Origin of the sequence: Bradyrhizobium sp. BLXBL-01, assembly GCF_051853025.1 — a bacterium.
Lineage (GTDB): Bacteria > Pseudomonadota > Alphaproteobacteria > Rhizobiales > Xanthobacteraceae > Bradyrhizobium.
In genome coordinates, this window is record NZ_CP182471.1 from 6,193,763 (window position 1) to 6,211,584 (window position 17,822).

Consider the following 17,822-nt stretch of genomic DNA (forward strand, 5'->3'; position numbering starts at 1 on the left):
ATCGATGGACGCAAGTCGGCCCGAAGGCCGCAACGGCGTCACGTAAGATTGATTTTGACTTGGGAAACGAAGCGATCGGGACGCTCGGCCAAAACCTTGGCCCAATCGAAGCTGGCGGAAGAGGCCTCTAACAGGCCGCGTACATACCGAACCAGAACGTCATCGAGGTGATCATCGAGCGCGGGCGTACGATCTGCGATTGCGACGAAATCATGCAAATCTCTCCCCGGTTCGAATGAATGAGGCGCGCTTTATAGATGTGTCGCCAGCCGATTGCAACGGGGCTCGCGCGAGATCACGCACGAGTGTTGCAAATTAGTGCCCGTCGCCGCCGGCGCCGAACGGCGACGGCGGTCTCTTCAGCAGCACCACCAGGAAACTGAGGGCGAGATAGAACAGCGACAGGATGAAGAAGGCATCGCCAAAGCTCATCACCACGGCCTGGCGATGAACCAGCTGGGAAAGCTGCTTCATGGCCATCAGCGTGGAATCGCCAAGTCCCTGAAATTTCTGCATGAACATGCTCAGGGTTTCGGTCGCGGTCGTGTTGCCCCAGGTCACGCGCTCCTGCAGACGGGTGATATGCAGGTCGGTGCGGTCGTTGAGCACGGTGTTGATGACGGCGAGGCCGAGCGCGCCGCCGAGATTGCGCATCAGGTTGAACAGGCCGCTCGCGTTCTTCACCTTGTCAGGTGGCAGCGTGCCGAGCGCGACGTTGTTGGTCGGGACCATCGCGAACATCATGCCGATGCCGCGCAGGATCTGCGGCACCAGCAGCTCGTAGAAATCGTATTCGCGGGTGATCCAGGTCATCTGGTAGGAGCCGATCGCGAACACGACGAGGCCGAACGCGATCATGTAGCGCATGTCGAGCTTGGCCATGAGCCGGCCGACCAGCGGTGCGACCAGGAACATGGTGATGCCGGAGACGAACATGGTGTCGCCGATCATCAGCGCGCTGTAGCCGCGCACTTCGGCGAGATAGCGCGGATAAATGTAGGTCAGGCCGTAGAGACCGATGCCGATGCAGAATTGCAGCGTGCATCCGACGGCGAAATTGCGGTCGGAGAAGGTGCGCAGATTGACGATCGGCTCGGCCGCCGTGAACACGCGCCAGAAGAAGGCGATGGCCGAGATCGCGCAGATCCAGGCGCAGATCGCGACCGACGTGTCCTGCATCCATTGATATTGCGGGCCCTCTTCCAGCACATATTCCAGCGTGCCGAGGAAGCTGGCCATGAACAACAAGCCCCACCAGTCGAAGCGATCGAGCAGCTCGAAATGCGGCTCGTCGAAATCGACCAGCGCCAGCACGCCCACTGTGATGCCGATGCCGGGCACGACGTTGATGAAGAACAGCCAGTTCCACGACATCGCGTCGGTGATGTAGCCGCCGACCGTCGGTCCGATGGTCGGAGCCAAGGTTGCGACGAGGCCGATGATGGGACCGACGATGTGGAATTTCGTGCGCGGGAAGACGGTGTAGGCCGAAGCGAACACGGTCGGGATCATGCCGGCGCCGAGAAAGCCCTGCAGCGCGCGCCAGAGGATCATCTCCTCGATCGTCGTGGCGAAGCCGCAGAGCAGGCTCGCGAAGGTGAAGCCGGCCGCCGAGATCGCGAACAACAGCCGCGTGCCGAAGGCGCGCGACAGGAATCCCGACAGCGGGATCGCGATCACCTCGGCGATCAGATAGGCGGTCTGAACCCAGGAGACCTCGCTGGAGCTCGCCGACAGCCCGGCCTGGATTTCGCTCAATGAGGCCGAGACGATCTGGATGTCCAGGATCGACATGAACATCCCGAACACCATGATGATGAACGCAAACAGCCGCTTCGGCGCAATGCGCTCCGAAGCGGGATCCGCCATCATGGCAGGTGAAGCGGTGGTGGCGTTGGCCATTTTCTCACTCAGCTCGCGCGAGAGGGCACGCTCCACCTCTCCCCATCGGGGAGAGGTCGATTTGCGCAGCAAATCGGGTGAGGGGCCGCAGCTTCCACGAGAGAGCGTAACCCCTCACCCGGATCGCATCTTCCGATGCGATCCGACCTCTCCCTCCGGGAGAGGTGAAAGGCGAAGCGGCGCTCGTCTCGAACATCATAGCATCCCTACTGCGGATGGACCGCGGTGGGATCGTCGAGGTCGACCGCGCTGTCGGCGTCGGCGGCGCCCTTGTTGGTGTCGACGGTGGCGTAGACCGACATGCCGGCGCGGAGCAGGTTCTGCTTCGCCACCGATTTGGGAACGCGGATGCGGACCGGCACGCGCTGCACGATCTTGGTGAAGTTGCCGGTGGCGTTGTCGGGCGGCAGCAGCGTGAACACCGACCCCGCGCCCGCCGCGATGCTGTCGACGACGCCGGAGAACTTGCGCATGCCGTAGGCATCGACCTTGATCGTCACCGGCTGTCCCGGGCGGATGCGCTTGAGCTGTGTCTCCTTGAAGTTCGCGTCGATATAGACGTCGTCCAGCGGCACGATGTTGCCGAGGCGCTGTCCGACCGCGACGAAGTCGCCGGTGTTGACAAGGCGGTTCGAGAACGTGCCGTTCACCGGCGCGCGCACCGCCGTGAAGCCGAGGTCGCGCTCGGCTTTGGCGAGCGTGGTCTTGAGCTCGGCGAGCTGGGCCTGCGCTTCGGCCTGCTGCGCCTTGGCGACGTCGACATTGCTGACGGCAACCTCGTAGGCGGCTCGCGCGGCCTTGACCGCGGCGGCGCCCTGGTCGCGTCCGGCTTCCGAGCTTTCGAAGGTGGCGCGCGAGGCAAAGCCCTTGCTGCTCAGCGCCTGCTGGCGCTCATAATCGAGGTCGGCGCGCTTGAGGCCCGCTTCGGCGGAGACGAGCTGCGCCTTGGCCTGGGCGACCTGGCTGTCGAGAGCTGCGACCTGGCGGCCGATGCGATCGATGGTTGCTTGCTGGGTCGCGATCTTGGTCGCGGCGGCCTCGACCGCGATCCTGTAGTCGCCGTCGTCGATGCGGAGGACGATGTCGCCGGCTTGGACCTGTGTGTTGTCGCCGGCAAGGATCGAGGAGATGTGGCCGGCAACGCGCGCGCCGAGCATGGTGTTGTTGGCGCGCACATAGGCGTCGTCGGTCGAGATGTAGAAGCGACCGACCAAAGTGTAATAGCCGGCATACCCCGCAACAGCCAGCGCGAGGACGAGGCCGACGCCCATCAGGACGAATTTGCGCTTGCCGGACTTTGGCGCACCGGACGCAGCGGCGGCGGGCGCGTCCGGCGCAGGTGCGGCCGGCTTGTCGATCACGGGCTGCTCCGGCGCCTCGCGGGTCGGACGCTTGGTTTCCTCGGCCACGTGAGCGCGCAGCTGCTCGGCAGGGGGTGCGGGTGTCTCGGAGGCAGCATCAGCGCCCGTCTGGTCCTCCGCCGTTTCCTGGCGAAGGACGCGAGCCGTCTGATCTCTCGATATGGCCATCACGGCCTCCCCAAAAAAGCGCAACCCGAGGGCGGCCGCGGTTGCGGCGGTTTCCTCGCGTGGATCTCAAATAGCATTGACCGAACGGTTCGGTCAATATACACATTATTCCCGACAGAGCTTACAGCCGCGAATCCTTTATGGGCGTTTCATGGCTTAATCCCGACCCAAAAACCTTCCGAGACCCTAAACCAATGGTTGTAGCTGCCAGCGAACAATTGCGTATCGTCCAGGACGAGGACAATTCCAAGCGCCGCCAGATCCTGGACGGCGCCCGCAAGGTGTTCATGGATCTGGGCTTCGACGGGGCCAGCATGGGCGAGATCGCGCGCGCCGCGCAGGTCTCCAAGGGCACACTCTACGTCTACTTCGCCGACAAATGCGCGCTGTTCGAAGCCATCGTCGAACAGGAGGCGCTCCAGCACGGCCAGGTCGTGTTCAGTTTCGATCCCGACCGCGAGGCCGAGAGCACGCTGAAGGAGTTCGGCCTCGCCTATCTTCACCTGGTCTGCCGGCCCGGCGGCGGATCGGCGATCCGCACCGTGATGGCGATCGCCGAGCGCATGCCGGATGTCGGCCGGCGTTACTATGCGCGCGTGCTGGACAAGAGCATCAACCGCCTCTCCGCTTATCTCAAGGCACGTGTCGCATCGGGCGATCTTTCGATCGATGATTGCGATCTTGCCGCCTCGCAGTTCATGGAACTGTGCAAGGCCTCGCTGTTCCTGCCCTTCGTGTTTCAGGCGGAGCCCGCGCCGTCGGAACAGCGCATGAGCGCGGTGGTCGAGAGTGCAACGCGGATGTTCCTGGCGGCGTACAAGGCGAGGTAGCCGCGCGTTGCGCCTGCGGGCCGGGCGACACTATATTGCGGCCATGTCTCGTGATCTTCGCCCGCCAGTCGACATCCTCCACTACGAGATCGTCCAGGAACAGGCCTCGGCGCTTGGGCGGATGGGCCGCGCCCTCGAACAGAGCCTTTCGCGTTTGCGCGAGTTCGACGTCGCTCACGCCGCGACCGAAGTGCCGGACGCGATGCAACCGGCGAGGCGCAAGCTGGTGCTGGAAGCCGGCCAGGCGCTTTGGATGTTCGTGGTGCAGCGCGAAGCGTCCGGCCTGCGCGACAGCCGCCACATCATGCGCACCTACAATGTACCGGGTGAAGTGCAGCGCTGCATGGGATTGGCACCATCGAAGCCTAAAGCGCGATGACGACATCATCGCGCTTTAGTCCGTGACCTGCTTCCTCAGCGCCGAGAGATCATTCACGACCATCTTGGTCGGGCCGGTCGTGATGATGCCCTCGTCCTGGAGACGGTTGAGAATGAGGCTGATCGACTGCCGCGTCGCGCCGATCATGCGCGCGAGATTGGCCTGCGTGAGGCGGCCGAGCGAGATCGGACCGTTCTCGTCCTGCGCCGCGTTCTCGCACAGCTTCACCAGCAGCAGCACCAATCGTTCCGCAGCCTTCTGCCCAGCCAGCGTCTGCGCCAGCATCGAATAGGTCTCGCCCTTGAAGCCGAGACATTCGATCAGCGCGACTGCGAACGAGGGCGACTGTGCGATCAGGCGGCGGATGGCATCCTGGTCGAGATGCAAAGCTTCGACCCGGCCGAGCGCGCGCGCCGACCAGCTATGGCGGTGATTGCCGAGAATGTAGGGGGCGCCGACGAAGTCGCCGGCTTCCCATGTCGCCAGCATCAGCTCGCGACCTTGCGTGCCGGCATGGGTGCTTTCGACGATCCCGCTCAAAATGACGTGGATGCCGTTCGCCGGCTCGCCTTCGCGCAGCAGATGTTCGCGGTTCTGGTAAGTCGCCAACCTGCCGGTCCGCATCACCAGGTCCAGATCAGACTTGTCCAGCGCCTTCAGCACATAGCGACCCGTTCCGGCGCCTTGCACTTCCGCACAGGGCTCACCCGGATCGGCGACTTCATGTGCATGGCCCCGCCCCACGACCAGTCTCCCTTCGAGTGACGGCTCGAAGGCTAGGAGGTATCGCATCCGATTGCAACGCGTTGCGACCGCTCAACGCACGGCCGCCGCAGCCGTGAACGCACAAGCGAGGTCAGCGAGCAGGCGCTCCCGCCCCGCCGGCGCCAGGAACGTGACTCCATAGGGCACGCCGGCCCCGGTCATCGCATTCGGCACCGCAATCGCGGCGAGCCCGAGCGGATTGGCGTAGTTGGTGTAATAACCGTTGTTGAAATTGGCCGTCAGCGGATCGCGCGCAACTTCATCAATGCTGAGGACGGTGCCGACCGTCGGCACCACCAGCGCATCGTGAGCTTCCCAGAAGCCGCGAAGCTGACGCTGGACGTCCTTGACTTCGTAGAACGCGCGGTAGGCATCGGCGGCCGAGAACTTCCGGCTGCCGAGAACGAGATCGCGCACGATCTTGACCCCTGCACCGGGATGGGCGTCGAGAAAGGCGCCGACAGAAACATCACGCTCCGCTAGAAACGGCCCGAAGAACATCAGATCGTTGATCGAGGTGAATGGCGAGAAATCCACCGGCACGACCGGCAGGTCGAGTCGGCGCAGCCGGTGCAGCGCGTCGCCGAACAGCCTCTCCGTCTCTGGATTGCCGAAGAACTTGAGCTGATAGAGGCGCGGCGTTGCGATCTTCAGCGGCCGCGCCGGGGACGCCTGCTCTGTCCAGCCGGCGAACTCCAGCGGCGAAAAGCCGTCCGCGGGATCGCGCCGCGCCAGCACGCGATAGACATCATAGCCGTCGGCGGGATCGCGGGTGTAGAGCGAGATCGTGTCGAAGCTCCGGCACGCATACACCATCCCGCGCTGGCTGAACGCGCCCGGCGCCGGCTTGAAGCCGGTCACGCCGCAATAGGACGCAGGCACCCTGCCCGACCCGCCGGTGTCGGTGCCGAACGCGAACGACGACGTGCCGGTGGCGACCGACACCGCCGCGCCCGAGCTGGAGCCGCCGGGAATGTAGTCTGCGTTGTATGGATTCCGGGCGATGCCGTAGGGCGAGCGGACGCCGACGAGCCCGGTCGCGAACTGGTCCATATTGGTCTTGCCGACATAAATCGCACCGGCTGCAATCGCGTCAGCCACCACGGGGCTCGTATCCTCCGCCACATAGGCGAATTCCGGACAGGCCGACGTCGTCTGCTCACCTGCGACGTCGATGCAGTCCTTGACCGAGAATACGAGCCCATAGAGCGGTAGCTCATCGATCTCGCCGACGCGGGCATCGATCGCGCGCGCCGCGGCCATGACGCTCTCGGGCCTTCCCGTCGATATCCAGACACCGCTCTGGTCGGCATCAGTCAGGCGCGACAGCACGTGCGCGGCGACGTCTGACGGCTTCAGCGTGCCGTTGCGATAGGCAGCGCGAAGATGGCGAGGCGAGATATCCATGGCGTCACATGCTTATGGGAACAGGGCGCGCCGGCGAGACAAGCCCGCCGGCAGCAGGCGTCAACGGCCGATCACCTTCTCGATATAGGCCGGCTGGATGAAGGCTTCGAAGCCGGCGCGCGGCAGCAGCTTCGGGAGACGCTCCTGCTTGACCAGGAAGTCGGCCGTGGAGACCAGCGTGTCGACGAACTTGCCCTTCTTTATCGTTGTGCCGAGATAGTCCTCGGTGAGCTGCTGGTTGCAAGGGACCATGCCCGTGCCCTTCATCATTCGCATCGCATCGGGCAGCGGCAGCGAAAGCTCCTCGGCGATGATCTCGGCCGTCTTCTCCGGGTTCTTCAGCCAGAAATCGATCCCCTCGCATTCGGCCTTGATGAACTTCTCGACGTAGGACGGATATTTTTCCGCAAAAGCATTCATCACGACGCCGATGTCCCAGGTCGGATAGCCGCGCTTGGTCATCTCACCCGAGGTGATCAGGATCTTGCCGCCGTTCTTGACGGCCTTGTCGAGGTTCGGCTCCCAGAACCAGGCGGCATCGATATCGCCGCGAAGCCAGGCGGAGGCGATGTCCGAGGGTGCGAGATCGATAATCTTCAGCGAGGCAGGATCGACGCCGTCGTCCTTCAATGCCTGCAACAGCAGGTAATGTGTGGTGGATCCGAACGGCGCGGCGACCGTCTTGCCTTTAAGATCTTTAAGCGAATTGATGTTCTTGTCGGTGCGCACCACCATCGACTCGACATAGTCGAGCAGATTGATCACCAGGATGCCCTTGATCGGCAGGGCCCGGGTCGCGCCGATCGCGGTCGGAGGATTGCCGAGGCCGCCGAAATCGACGTCGTTTCCGGCGATCGCGCGCAGCATGTCGCCGCCGCCACCGATCTTGACGTATTTGATGTCGACACCAGGCATCTCCTTGGCCAGCAGGCCGAGATGCTTGGTGACGAGCTGCGCGTTCACCAAATTCAGATAGCCGACGGTCACCTTGGCCGGCTTGTCCTCGGCACGAGCGGGGGCCGAGAGCGTCAGCGCAGCGAATGCAAGCGTCGCAACCAGTCTCTTCATCATCTCATCTCTCCTCGATCAGGATCAGGTTCGGGCCCACGGCATCAGTAATTTCGCAATTCCGCGCATCATCAGGTCGAGCACGACGCCGGTCAGGCCAAGCACGATCAGGCCCATGATCACGACGTCGGACAGCAGGAATTTCGCGGCATCCCAGATCATCCAGCCGATGCCGGCGGAGGCCGCGACGATCTCGGCGGCGACGAGGACGGTGTAGGTGAAGCCGAGCGAGATGCGCATCCCGGCGAGGATCAGTGGTCCCGCTGCGGGCAGGTAGACGTGAAAGAGCAGGTGGCGCCGGGTTGCGCCAAGGGATTGCGCGGCACGCACGTAGACGGGATCGACGCTGGTGACGGCCTGGATCGTCGAAATCACGATGCCGGGCAGGCCTGCAAGGAACAACAACGACAGTTTGGAGCTCTCGCCGATGCCGAGCCACATCACCAGCAACGTATAGAGCCCAAGTGGCGGTAGCGGACGATAGAACTCGATCAACGGATTGAGCAGCGCACGGGCATTTTTCGAGACGCCCATGAGCACGCCGAGCGGAATGCCGACGAGACAGGCCAACGCGAAGGCCACGAGGATGCGGTAGAGGCTGGCGCCGAGATGCTGAAGCAGCGTGGCGCCCTGGTAGCCCTTCGTCATGGTCTTGACGAATGCCGCCCACACCGCCTGCGGCTTCGGCAGGAACAGTTCGTTGGCCCAGCCCATCTCCGTAACGATGACCCACGCGGCCAGCAGCAGGGCGACGGTGAGGGTCGAGAGCAGCACCGACCGCGACACTGTTGGCAGCCGCAAGCTGCCCCGCCGTGTACGGTCGGCCGAGATCGGAATGGCCATGGGACTTGCCTCGACGCTCATGTGCGCACTCCCAAGATCTGCATGATGGTCAGTGCATAGATCCGCGTTGCCATCACCGACTTGGTGATCGAGATGTTCTCGTTGTCGACGGCCCAGCCGTCCTCGCCCGGACCGAAGGTGACCGCATTGATGCCTGCTTCGCGGAAGCGGATGGTGTCGTTGAAGGCATTCTTGCGATTGACGCCGGGCTCACGGCCCATCAGCCGCCGATACACCGCACGAAGCGAACGGCAGGGCTCCTCCTCGACCGGCACCGGCTCGGTCGCGTTGACGAACAGCGAGCCGGGCACCTGGCGCACTCCGACCTTGACGTCGTTGATTCCGGCAAATGTTTCCAGCCCGAGCCGCTCGATGTCGGAGATCACGCTGGCGAGCGTCATGCCCGGCACGATGCCGACCACCGCGAGCGTGATGGTGCAGGCATCCGGCGAGAACTGCATCTCGCCGGGCAGGCCGCCACGGATGCGCACCACCGAGCAGCAGGGCGACGTATGCCCCATGAACTTGCTCGGCACGTGGGTGAACGCCATCTCCTTCAGCTTGGGCAGCAGCTTGCCCGCCTCCATGATGGCGTTGACGCTGATATCGGGCCGCCAAATGTGCGACTTGATTCCCTCGACCGTGACCTCGATCAGGCAGTGGCCGGAATTGGCCACCGAGAGGTTGATGCCCCAGTCTTTGCTGACATCTCCCCAGGCAGTCGGCTCGGCCGTGATCTCGTAGTCGGCAGTGAGACCGACCTTCTCGAGCATGTAGATCGAGCCTTCGGTGCCGTTACGCTCCTCGTCGACGGTGTAGCAGCACATCAAGGTGCCATCGAACGTCACGCCCTCCTCGATCAAGGCCTGCACCGCGAGCAGCGATGCGGCAAGGTTGCCGCGCGTGTCCGACGTGCCGCGCGCGTAGAGCAGATCGCCATGGCGCGTCGCCTTGAACGGATCGAAATCCGTCATGTGCCATTTCTCGGGCTCGACCACCGGATAGGTGTCGAGATGATCGTTCAGGATCAGCGACGGGGCGCCCTCCCGCCCTTTCAGCACGCCGAGCACGTTCGGCCGGTGCGGCTGCGCACTGTGCTTGGTGACCACCATGCCGAGGGCCTCGAGCTTGCCCGCGACCAGCATCGAGATCGCCTCCTCCTCGGCCGGCGGCAGATCGGGATCGAGCGGATTGCCGGAGCGCGGCTGACCGGTTCGGATCAGCTCGGAGGCAAGGTCGAGCCATCGCTGCTCCGTGATGCGCGACAGCACGCGCTGCTCGAGATCGGAGTAGGGCGGGGCGACGGGCATCTGCATGATGGGTTCCGCTGGCTCACAGCGCCGGCTGCGCTGCTTCGTTTCAGCACCATCATTGCAGCGACCGTGCCAATCGCGGGAAAAGCCCGTCCTGGCCCGATTAGCGATTTTGATTCAATGAGTTGGAGGCGAATCGGGACGGCGCAAATTTTTGCGCCTCAACTGGGCTTTGCCGAAGACGCAGCGTCCACTGAACAGCCGGGCCTCAGCCGGCCGCTGACCCCAGGTCTTCCATCCTGCGCCATTCATGCAGGATGCGACGCCCTTCCGGCGCGAACGCAAAGTAGTTGCCGCCGCCTGCCGGCTGATCGTGGACGCGATCGATGGAATGGCCGGAATAGTGACAGAACAGCAGCGTGCCGACTGCGCCGTGGCCGACGAACAGGACGTCGCCGGGTCGGTTTCGCGTCAGCACTGCCTCAGCCTCGCGCACGATCCGCGCCTGTGCATCCGCAGCGCGCTCCCAGCCGCGCACGCTGAGATGAGGCGCGGCGAAGAACTGGTCGGCGACAGCTTCGAACTCGGCCGGCTTCAGGAAACCGGTCGCCGAACGGTCGTTTTCGTGCATGGCCTCGCGGATCTCGATCATGAGTCCGAGCCGAGCGGCAATGATCTCGGCGGTCTCGATCGCCTTCCGCTCGCCGCTGGAGACGATCTGCTTGGTGCTTGCGAGCCAGCCTGCATTCGCCAAGGCCTCGGTGCGCGCGCGGCCGAGCGGGCTCAGGCCCCATTGCGGCACCGGCACATCGGGATCGATTTGCACCTGCGGGTGGGTGAGATAGCGGACGATGTCGGCGGTCATAATGAATCTCAGTCTCTCCTCGTCATTGCGAGGAACTCGCGACAAAATTGCGAAGCAATTTTGCGCTGATGCGACGAAGCAATCCGGACTGCCGCCACGGTGACAGTCTGGATTGCTTCGCTCCGCTCGCAATGACGGTGGAGGTCGATTTTCGCAAGGTAATGCCTAATCGTCGGCGTACTCGTCCTCTTCCCGCTTGTGCATCGTGCTCTTGCGCGCACCGAGTGAACCGGTCACCGACGGCTCGCGCGCACTTGCATAGGGTCTGCGCGACTGGGCGCGCGAGGCGACCTCCTCGCCCGACACGGCGGCGGGCTGGCAGATCAGGCGGCGGCTGGCGCGGCGCATCAGATCGACGTGGATGTGATCGTAGTGGTAGACGTTCGAGCCCGGCGCCAGCACGGTGCTGAAATGCGCGCACGCACCCGACTGCACATCGCGCAGGAATCCCTGCTCTTCCGGCATGCCGCGCCAGCCGTCCTTGATGGTGACGCGGCGTCCGTCAGCGAGCACGAAGGCCGAAATGTCGAGCGCATTGCCGTAGGCGTGCTCTGAAATGTGGGCGTGCGGATTGCCGTTCATGCCGCGGCAGGAATAGGCGGAGATCTGCTTGATCTCGGCGACGCGCACGCCGAACCAGCGCATCGCCGAAGGCTGCACCGTGTCGGCGAGCCAGCGGTCGAGCTCGGACACGATCGGACAGGCGAGCGTCGCGGTCGGCTTGATCGCAACGGGACCAACGCTCGCGACGGGATTGCCCTGCGCAGGACCAAGACGCGGCAGCGGCTGCTGTGCCGGCGCCTGCGAGTAAGGCGCCGGACGAGCCGGATAGCTCGGTGCGTTCATGTAGCGCGCCGCACCCGCGGCGTCGGTACCCTCGGGCGGCAGATCGATCTCGTCCTCCTGCGCGGCCACGCCGGGTGCGTTCAGCGACATCGGCCCCGACGATGCACCATAGCCGGCCGGCTGGCGCACCGCGCTCTCGGGATAGTTCGAGCGCTGCGGATAGGACGATGCGGGATAGCCTTGGCTCTGCGGATAGTTCGACTGCGGCTGCACCGGCCAACGCGGCTGGTTGCCGATGCTGCCGGGCGGGCGCAGCGACTCGTCGGCAAAGCCATAGGTGCTGGAGCCTTCGCCGATGGCGGCGACCTTGAGCGGAAACTCGGCGCCGCAGCTGCCAGGCCCGGAGATCGGGTCGATGCGGACGATGTCCGCACTTTCCTTGACCGCGCCCGATTTCAGGCATGCGGCTTCCGCCTCGGCCCGCCACGGTTCACGTTCGGCCTGGAAGAAGCCGCGACCGCAACCCGCTAGCGAAACAAGGACGATGGAGCCGACGAGATACAAACGAACTCCGCGCGTCATGCACGCACGTTCGGTGAATTTACTTAAAGACTCTTCAACACGTCGATTTCAGCATTTCTTAACCATTGCGGCCGCTACCGCCGATGAGCGACAGCAAGACTGACTTTTTCGGTGAGAGACTCTCTGTTAACCATGACGGCCGCGGCAAAGCGCGACCAGCGGAGCGACCTCATGACGTTCGCCGGCAGACTGAGCGTGATCACCGCCTACCTCGCCATGGCCTTCGTCGGCGCCATCGTGCTCGGGATGATTTAGAAGCGCTGATCAACACACGACAGTTCGCTCAACCGCCCTGGAGGGCAGGAAAAACACTACGACCGCGTGCGCGAGGGCTGCGACGAGGCGGTGATCTCCTCCCGCGGCACCTCGACCCGCGTCCAGTCGTTGCCGGAGCACCAGAAGCGGCCGAGCGCGCAGGCTTCGACGTGCAGCTTCGAGGGGCTCTTCAACCTCATCGTCGCGTAATAGGTGTTGCCGCTGGAACGGCTGTAGATGCTCCCGGTCCAGACATCGTGCTTCTTCGGCTTCATGTTGACGAGCACGCTCTCGCCCCGGCCCGAGGCTTCACTGAGCGCGTAGCCGCACAATGCGGATCCACAACGCTCGATGCGGACGGTGCCCTTGGCGCCGGCGCTCTCCCATTCGCCGAGCGGCGCATGGCTGTCGTCGCCGCTGACCTGCGCCACAATTGTGGTCTGATCGATCTCGGCGCTTGGGACGATGACCGGCGGCACGATGCGCGGCGGTTCTAGCGCGGCGGTCTTCGGCCGATCGATCCGCTCCAGATCAACCCGCGGCGGACCGGGGCTCAGCGTCTCCATTCTCGAAATCTCAAAGCTTGGCGCCGGCGGTGGCGCAACGGGCTGCGACGTCGCCGCGGCAAGGACGGGAGGCGCCGGTGGCGGCACGACCACAGCCGCTTGTGGCGGCTTGACCGCTGCCGCCGGACAAGCTGGCTGCGGTGCCTGGACTACCGGCGCGGGCGCCGGCTGCAAGGCCGGTGCTGTGGAGACCTCGTCCGATGGCCGAAGGCCGCGATTGGAGGACACGGTGACACAGGACGAGGATCGGCAATTGCGCGGCGCCTCGACATGAAACCGGTGGCCGCCGATCGAGAACGTGTAGGAGCCGGCCTGCGCGGTCGGCGCCATCGCCAGCAGGGCGATCGATGTACCAAGACAGGTGGCAAGCCAGGTCGCAAGTCGCGGCATCTGCGTCTCCTCGGTGTCGCGACGACGTTACGCGGCGCAGGCACGGCCGAATGTGCGCTGCATCACCCAGGCGGCATCAGGTCGTTGTGACGCCCATCACAGAACACCAAGCCGCCCCAGCGTAGGGTCGAACCACGCTTCATCCACCAGCGACTTCGGTCCATCTCGGGACCACGCCATTTTCGGAGGTTGTCATGAGCAAGCTCTCCATCGCCGCCACCGCCCTCTTCCTCGCTTCGACCGCCGCCGCGCATGCCGGCAATTCGATTTCGTTCCAGATCGAGGGCCAGCACATCCGCATCGAGACGCCGCGCAACTGCGCTTCGCTCGATTGCGTGACCATCGTCGCGCCGGGTCTGTCGGACAAGCCGATCAAGCTGAACAACATCAACCTCAAGGGCCTCGGTGGCTCCAAGGACGATGACGTCGACGCCACGCCGGCTCCGGCGCCCACGACGGCGCAACCCGCGCCGGCTCCGGTGCAGCAGCAGCCCGTGCCGCAGGCGCCGGTGCAGGCGACCGCGCCGGCCGCGCCCGCCGCCCCAACCGCGACTGTTGCTGCCGCTCCTTCTATCGGCTTCGACAACTCGCAGCCGGCTCCGGTCGCGGCGCCCGCGCCTGTTGCCGCACCCGCTCCCGTCGCCGCGGCTCCTGCGCCGGCTCCGATGGCTGCCGCGCCCGTGGCTGCAGCGAACTCGCCGATCGGCGTCTGGGCGACCGAAGAGAACAAGGGCAATGTCCGCGTCGAGCAGTGTGGCGCCAATCTCTGCGGCTATGCCGAGAAGACCAACGAACGCATCCTGATCAACATGAAGCCCGAGGGATCGAAGTGGAGCGGCCGCATTCGCGATCCCAACTCCGGCCGCAATTACGACTCGACGATCTCGATGAAGGGTCCGAACGCGATGCGCGTGCAGGGCTGCGCCTTCGGCGGCATGTTCTGCGGCGGCCAGACCTGGAAGCGCGTGAGCTGACGCGCGGAGCGGGTCAGCTCCCACACACGCACACTCTTCGTCATGCCCGGGCCTGTCCCGGGCATCCACGTTCTCAGTGCCGCAAAGCGTGGATGGTCGGGCCTTCGCCGCGCCGTAGCGGCTTCGGCCGCGCAGGCGGGACAAGCCCGGCCATGACGCTGCGGAGAAGACTGAATCCCATTCGCGAGCAACGCGCTCCTTTGAACGTTCGCCTCTCCTGTGCCACACACATTCATCCGTCATTCAGCTCTGTCCGGCTGATATAACCGATCTCGCCTCACGCTCTCATCGGGACTTCCTCGTGACATCAATGCTGGCTTGGCGCCGCTTCGTGTTCGCGCTCGTGCTGCCGGCATTGCCGCTGGCGGGCAGCAGCGCGGCTCGTGCATCCGAGACGATCGAATTCGCACAGGCGCAGCCGCAAGCCCAGCCAACGCCCGCACCCTCGCCGACGCCATCGGCCGCCCCGACACCGTCCGCAGACGCACAGCCCGCTGCCGTCGAGCCGATCGGCAACGTCGCAACCGTGACGGGGATCGCGACCGTGATCCGCGACAAGAATTCCTATCCGCTGCGCGTGCGCGACGACATCTATCTCAACGACGTCGTGCAGACCTCGTCGAACTCCGCGCTCGGCATCACCTTCAACGACGCCACCACGTTCAATCTCTCGGCGAGCGCGAAGATCACCATCGACAATTACGTCTATGAAGACGGCGGCAAGCAGAATTCGGCGATCTTCGACGTCGGCAAGGGCACGGTTGCCTTCGTGGCGGCCGCGGTGGCGAAGACGGGCGACATGAAGATCACGACGCCAACGGCAACGCTCGGCATCCGCGGCACCACCGGGGTCGTCGACGTGCCCGAAGGCGCGGCGGCGAACAGGGCGAGCAACGTCAACATCAAGCTCTATCCCGACGCCGACGGCCGCGTCGGCCACATCGATGTCGACGACCGCTCGAGCGGCGCGCGGCTCGGCGCGCTGACGCAAGCCGCGAGCGGCTTTGCGATCCGCCCGGGCGCGGCCACCGCCGGCGTCATGCGTTTTGCGGCCGTGCCGATCACGATCCCCGCGCCGCAGATCGCGCGCGACCGCGGCTTTGTCAGCCAGGTGCATCTGGCGCAGACCGCGGGCCGGCAGATCGTCATCGAGCAGCGCGACTTCCGTCGCGCCAACCCGACGGCGCTCAGCCGCATTCCGCGGCCGGCACAACCGCCGCAGCAGCAACAATTGCGGCCGACGACGGCCCCAGGCCAATTGCCGCAACGGCCGAACGGCCAGCCGCGTCAGGACAACCGTCCGGGTCAGCAGCAGCCGGGCACGCCGGGCCGGCAGGGAACACAGCAAGGCGCGCAGCCGCCGCAGCGGCAGGGACAAGGACAACACGGCGGCGCGGTGCAGCCGGGCACGCCGCGTGCCGGGCAGGGGCAAGGGCAACGGCAACAGGGCGCTGGTCGCCCGACGGGCCCGCCGCGCGCCGGACAGGGCACGGCGCCCAGCAACACGCCGCAAATTCAGCCGCAGCGTGGTGGACAGATTCAGCCCGGAGGAATCGTGCCGCCGCAACCGGGCGGGACGCAGCCAGCCGGCCCGCAGCAGCCATTGCCGCGCACCGGCCTGCAGCCGGCCCAGCCTGCGGCTCAGCAGCCGGGCATGCAGCGCCCCAGCACCTTCCAGCCACGCCTCCCCGCCGCGCAACGTCCCGCAGCGCCGCGCAGACCCGCGCCCGCCCCGAAGGAGAAAGAGCGGCGGTGACCCGCTCTCTCCGTCATTGCGAGGAGCCCTTGCGACGAAGCAATCCAGAATCCTTCCGTGGAAAGATTCTGGATTGCTTCGCTGCGCTCGCAATGACGGTGTGGAGAAAGTTGACGCTAACCTCTCCGTCTCAGCTGCGAGCGCTCGGGTCGAGACTTCACGCCTCGCCGCGCAGCCAGGCTTTCACCTTCTGCAACAGGCCTTGCCGCAGCTCGTCGACGGAAGCTGCTTCGGCGGGTGTCAGTGTCTGCAAAGCTGCATCCACGTCGTCGTTCGACGGCGTCGGCTCTTGCCGCGGCGATGGCGGCAGCCCCGCCGCCGCGAGCGCAATCGGGCCAATCTGGGTCAGGAACGCGCGCTCATATTCGCGCGACAGACGCGCGATCGCCTCGTCCAGCGTCAGCCAGTCGACCGCCTTGATGTCGTTCGTCAGCTTGCGAACGGGGCCCCCGTCGGCCTCCATCCGCCAGAAATGCACGACCTTGGAGCGGCCGCCGGACTGGTAGACGAGCGTGCCCAAGAATTCGTGGATGGCGACGTCGTGGCCGGTCTCTTCCAGCACCTCGCGATGCGCGGCTTCCTTCGGCGTCTCGCCGTCATCGAGCTTGCCCTTGGGCAGGACCCATTCGTTGCGCTTGCGCTGGCGCACGACTGCAACCAGCGGCACCGGCCCGCGCCGCAGCACAATACCACCCGCCGCCATGACCGGCGCCCGCGCCATCACCACATCCGTATCGAATCGCCCCCGCCAGACGATATAGGCGGCAGGGACGGCGGATTGAAGGCTACTTTCTTCTGAGCAGCGCTTGACCGGCGCGAATGCGCGTGCCCTCGGCAATGCCGTCGCAGAAGGTGAAATCGCCGGGCGCGAGGATGATGATGGTCGAGCCATGCTCGAACCAGCCGAGCTCCTCGCCTTTGGTCACGTTGACGTCGCAGGGAAAATTGACCGGGCCGCGCGTCTGCGCGTTCAGCACCATGTCGAGGAAGTGCAGGCGGATGCTCGCGACCAGGATGGCCGCAACGGGCACCAGCGTCACGGCTTCGCCGGTCGACAGATGCGTGCGGATCACCGCGCGCTCGTTCTTGCAGAACAGCCGCTCGACGCGCTTGAGCGCGATCGGGTTGACGTTCCAGACGTCGCCATGGATCAGCGTGACCCGCTCGATATGCGCATCATAAGGCGCATGGAAGCGGTGATACATGCTCGAGGTCAGCCGCAGCGTGACGAAGGAGCCGTTGCGGTGCTGCTCGACCAGCGCGGAATCGCCGACGAGATCGAGCAGCGAATAGGGCGCGCCCTTGACCTGGAACAGCTCGGTGTCCGCGATTTTCCCATGAGCGCCGACGATGCCGTCCGAGGGGCTCGCCACCACCGCAGCATCAGGATCGAACGGCCGCAGCCCCGGCTTCAACTCCCGGGTGAAGCAGTCGTGCAGACTCCTGAAATGCGTCTTGCGCGCTTCCGACAGATCGAGGTCGGAGAACAGCTTCCACAGCGCGATCGAGAAGTCCCGCACCAGGGGATTCTCGATCTTGGAGAACCAGCCCATGAAGCGCGTCAGGGCCGCGCGCGGGATGCGATTGGTCAGCAGGAAGTTGAGGTCTTCCTGCTGGGTGAAAGAGGCGATGAGGGCTTTGACTGTCATGAATCTGTCAGCTCACAGGTTTA

18 protein-coding genes are annotated in these 17,822 nt (G+C 65.0%); 5 read left to right on the plus strand and 13 right to left on the minus strand.

What is annotated here, in order from left to right; translation table 11 throughout:
- Positions 1-38 precede the first annotated feature (38 nt).
- From ACNJYA_RS28795 to ACNJYA_RS28805, 3 genes are all read right to left on the minus strand, one after another.
- Positions 39-218, minus strand: a complete 180-nt coding sequence (locus tag ACNJYA_RS28795) for a hypothetical protein (protein ID WP_439401108.1) — start codon at positions 216-218, stop codon at positions 39-41.
- 97 nt (positions 219-315) lie between these two features.
- Positions 316-1,902 (minus strand): DHA2 family efflux MFS transporter permease subunit, encoded by a 1,587-nt coding sequence (locus ACNJYA_RS28800; protein WP_172787228.1) that lies wholly within the window; start codon positions 1,900-1,902, stop codon positions 316-318.
- Positions 1,903-2,108: 206 nt separating this feature from the next.
- Positions 2,109-3,431, minus strand: coding sequence for an HlyD family secretion protein (locus tag ACNJYA_RS28805; RefSeq protein WP_172787227.1), 1,323 nt, complete (start codon positions 3,429-3,431; stop codon positions 2,109-2,111).
- A gap of 194 nt (positions 3,432-3,625) precedes the next feature.
- Here ACNJYA_RS28805 and ACNJYA_RS28810 point away from each other — a divergent pair, with 194 nt between their 5' ends.
- Complete coding sequence (locus ACNJYA_RS28810; RefSeq protein ID WP_172787226.1) at positions 3,626-4,261, plus strand: TetR/AcrR family transcriptional regulator; 636 nt, start codon at positions 3,626-3,628, stop codon at positions 4,259-4,261.
- Positions 4,262-4,304: 43 nt separating this feature from the next.
- On the plus strand, positions 4,305-4,640 hold the full coding sequence (locus ACNJYA_RS28815) for a DUF6665 family protein (protein WP_212254904.1): 336 nt from the start codon (positions 4,305-4,307) through the stop codon (positions 4,638-4,640).
- Between the two features lie 15 nt (positions 4,641-4,655).
- On the opposite strand, the gene ACNJYA_RS28820 is transcribed toward ACNJYA_RS28815, so the two are convergent.
- From ACNJYA_RS28820 to ACNJYA_RS28850, 7 genes are all read right to left on the minus strand, one after another.
- Positions 4,656-5,384 (minus strand): Crp/Fnr family transcriptional regulator, encoded by a 729-nt coding sequence (locus ACNJYA_RS28820; protein ID WP_172787224.1) that lies wholly within the window; start codon positions 5,382-5,384, stop codon positions 4,656-4,658.
- 72 nt (positions 5,385-5,456) lie between these two features.
- A complete protein-coding gene (locus ACNJYA_RS28825) occupies positions 5,457-6,812 on the minus strand; it encodes an amidase family protein (protein ID WP_439401109.1) in 1,356 nt (451 codons plus the stop codon).
- Positions 6,813-6,872: 60 nt separating this feature from the next.
- Positions 6,873-7,883, minus strand: a complete 1,011-nt coding sequence (locus ACNJYA_RS28830) for a taurine ABC transporter substrate-binding protein (RefSeq protein ID WP_439401110.1) — start codon at positions 7,881-7,883, stop codon at positions 6,873-6,875.
- Between the two features lie 21 nt (positions 7,884-7,904).
- On the minus strand, positions 7,905-8,744 hold the full coding sequence (locus ACNJYA_RS28835; protein WP_172787221.1) for an ABC transporter permease: 840 nt from the start codon (positions 8,742-8,744) through the stop codon (positions 7,905-7,907).
- Positions 8,741-10,039 (minus strand): M20 family metallopeptidase, encoded by a 1,299-nt coding sequence (locus ACNJYA_RS28840; protein WP_439401111.1) that lies wholly within the window; start codon positions 10,037-10,039, stop codon positions 8,741-8,743. The genes ACNJYA_RS28835 and ACNJYA_RS28840 overlap by 4 nt, the downstream gene beginning before the upstream one ends.
- A 205-nt stretch (positions 10,040-10,244) precedes the next feature.
- Positions 10,245-10,841 (minus strand): histidine phosphatase family protein, encoded by a 597-nt coding sequence (locus ACNJYA_RS28845; protein ID WP_439401112.1) that lies wholly within the window; start codon positions 10,839-10,841, stop codon positions 10,245-10,247.
- A gap of 165 nt (positions 10,842-11,006) precedes the next feature.
- On the minus strand, positions 11,007-12,209 hold the full coding sequence (locus ACNJYA_RS28850) for an extensin family protein (RefSeq protein WP_172787218.1): 1,203 nt from the start codon (positions 12,207-12,209) through the stop codon (positions 11,007-11,009).
- 132 nt (positions 12,210-12,341) lie between these two features.
- Here ACNJYA_RS28850 and ACNJYA_RS28855 point away from each other — a divergent pair, with 132 nt between their 5' ends.
- Positions 12,342-12,464: a hypothetical protein gene (locus ACNJYA_RS28855; protein ID WP_257187567.1), complete on the plus strand. Its 123-nt coding sequence runs from the start codon at positions 12,342-12,344 to the stop codon at positions 12,462-12,464.
- 56 nt (positions 12,465-12,520) lie between these two features.
- Here ACNJYA_RS28855 and ACNJYA_RS28860 read toward each other — a convergent pair whose 3' ends face one another.
- Complete coding sequence (locus ACNJYA_RS28860; RefSeq protein WP_212254591.1) at positions 12,521-13,420, minus strand: DUF2147 domain-containing protein; 900 nt, start codon at positions 13,418-13,420, stop codon at positions 12,521-12,523.
- 194 nt (positions 13,421-13,614) lie between these two features.
- On the opposite strand from ACNJYA_RS28860, the gene ACNJYA_RS28865 reads away from it, so the two are divergent.
- Both ACNJYA_RS28865 and ACNJYA_RS28870 read left to right on the plus strand, forming a co-directional pair.
- Positions 13,615-14,394, plus strand: coding sequence for a DUF2147 domain-containing protein (locus ACNJYA_RS28865; protein ID WP_439364042.1), 780 nt, complete (start codon positions 13,615-13,617; stop codon positions 14,392-14,394).
- Positions 14,395-14,704: 310 nt separating this feature from the next.
- A complete protein-coding gene (locus ACNJYA_RS28870; protein WP_439367527.1) occupies positions 14,705-16,150 on the plus strand; it encodes a FecR domain-containing protein in 1,446 nt (481 codons plus the stop codon).
- Positions 16,151-16,307: 157 nt separating this feature from the next.
- Here the strand turns inward: ACNJYA_RS28870 and ACNJYA_RS28875 are convergent, their stop codons facing one another.
- Both ACNJYA_RS28875 and asd read right to left on the minus strand, forming a co-directional pair.
- Positions 16,308-16,871 carry an NUDIX hydrolase gene (locus ACNJYA_RS28875; protein WP_439364043.1) on the minus strand — a complete coding sequence of 188 codons (564 nt, stop codon included), beginning with the start codon at positions 16,869-16,871 and terminating at the stop codon, positions 16,308-16,310.
- Between the two features lie 64 nt (positions 16,872-16,935).
- A complete protein-coding gene (asd, locus tag ACNJYA_RS28880) occupies positions 16,936-17,799 on the minus strand; it encodes an archaetidylserine decarboxylase (RefSeq protein WP_212254588.1) in 864 nt (287 codons plus the stop codon).
- Between the last annotated feature and the right edge of the window lie 23 nt (positions 17,800-17,822).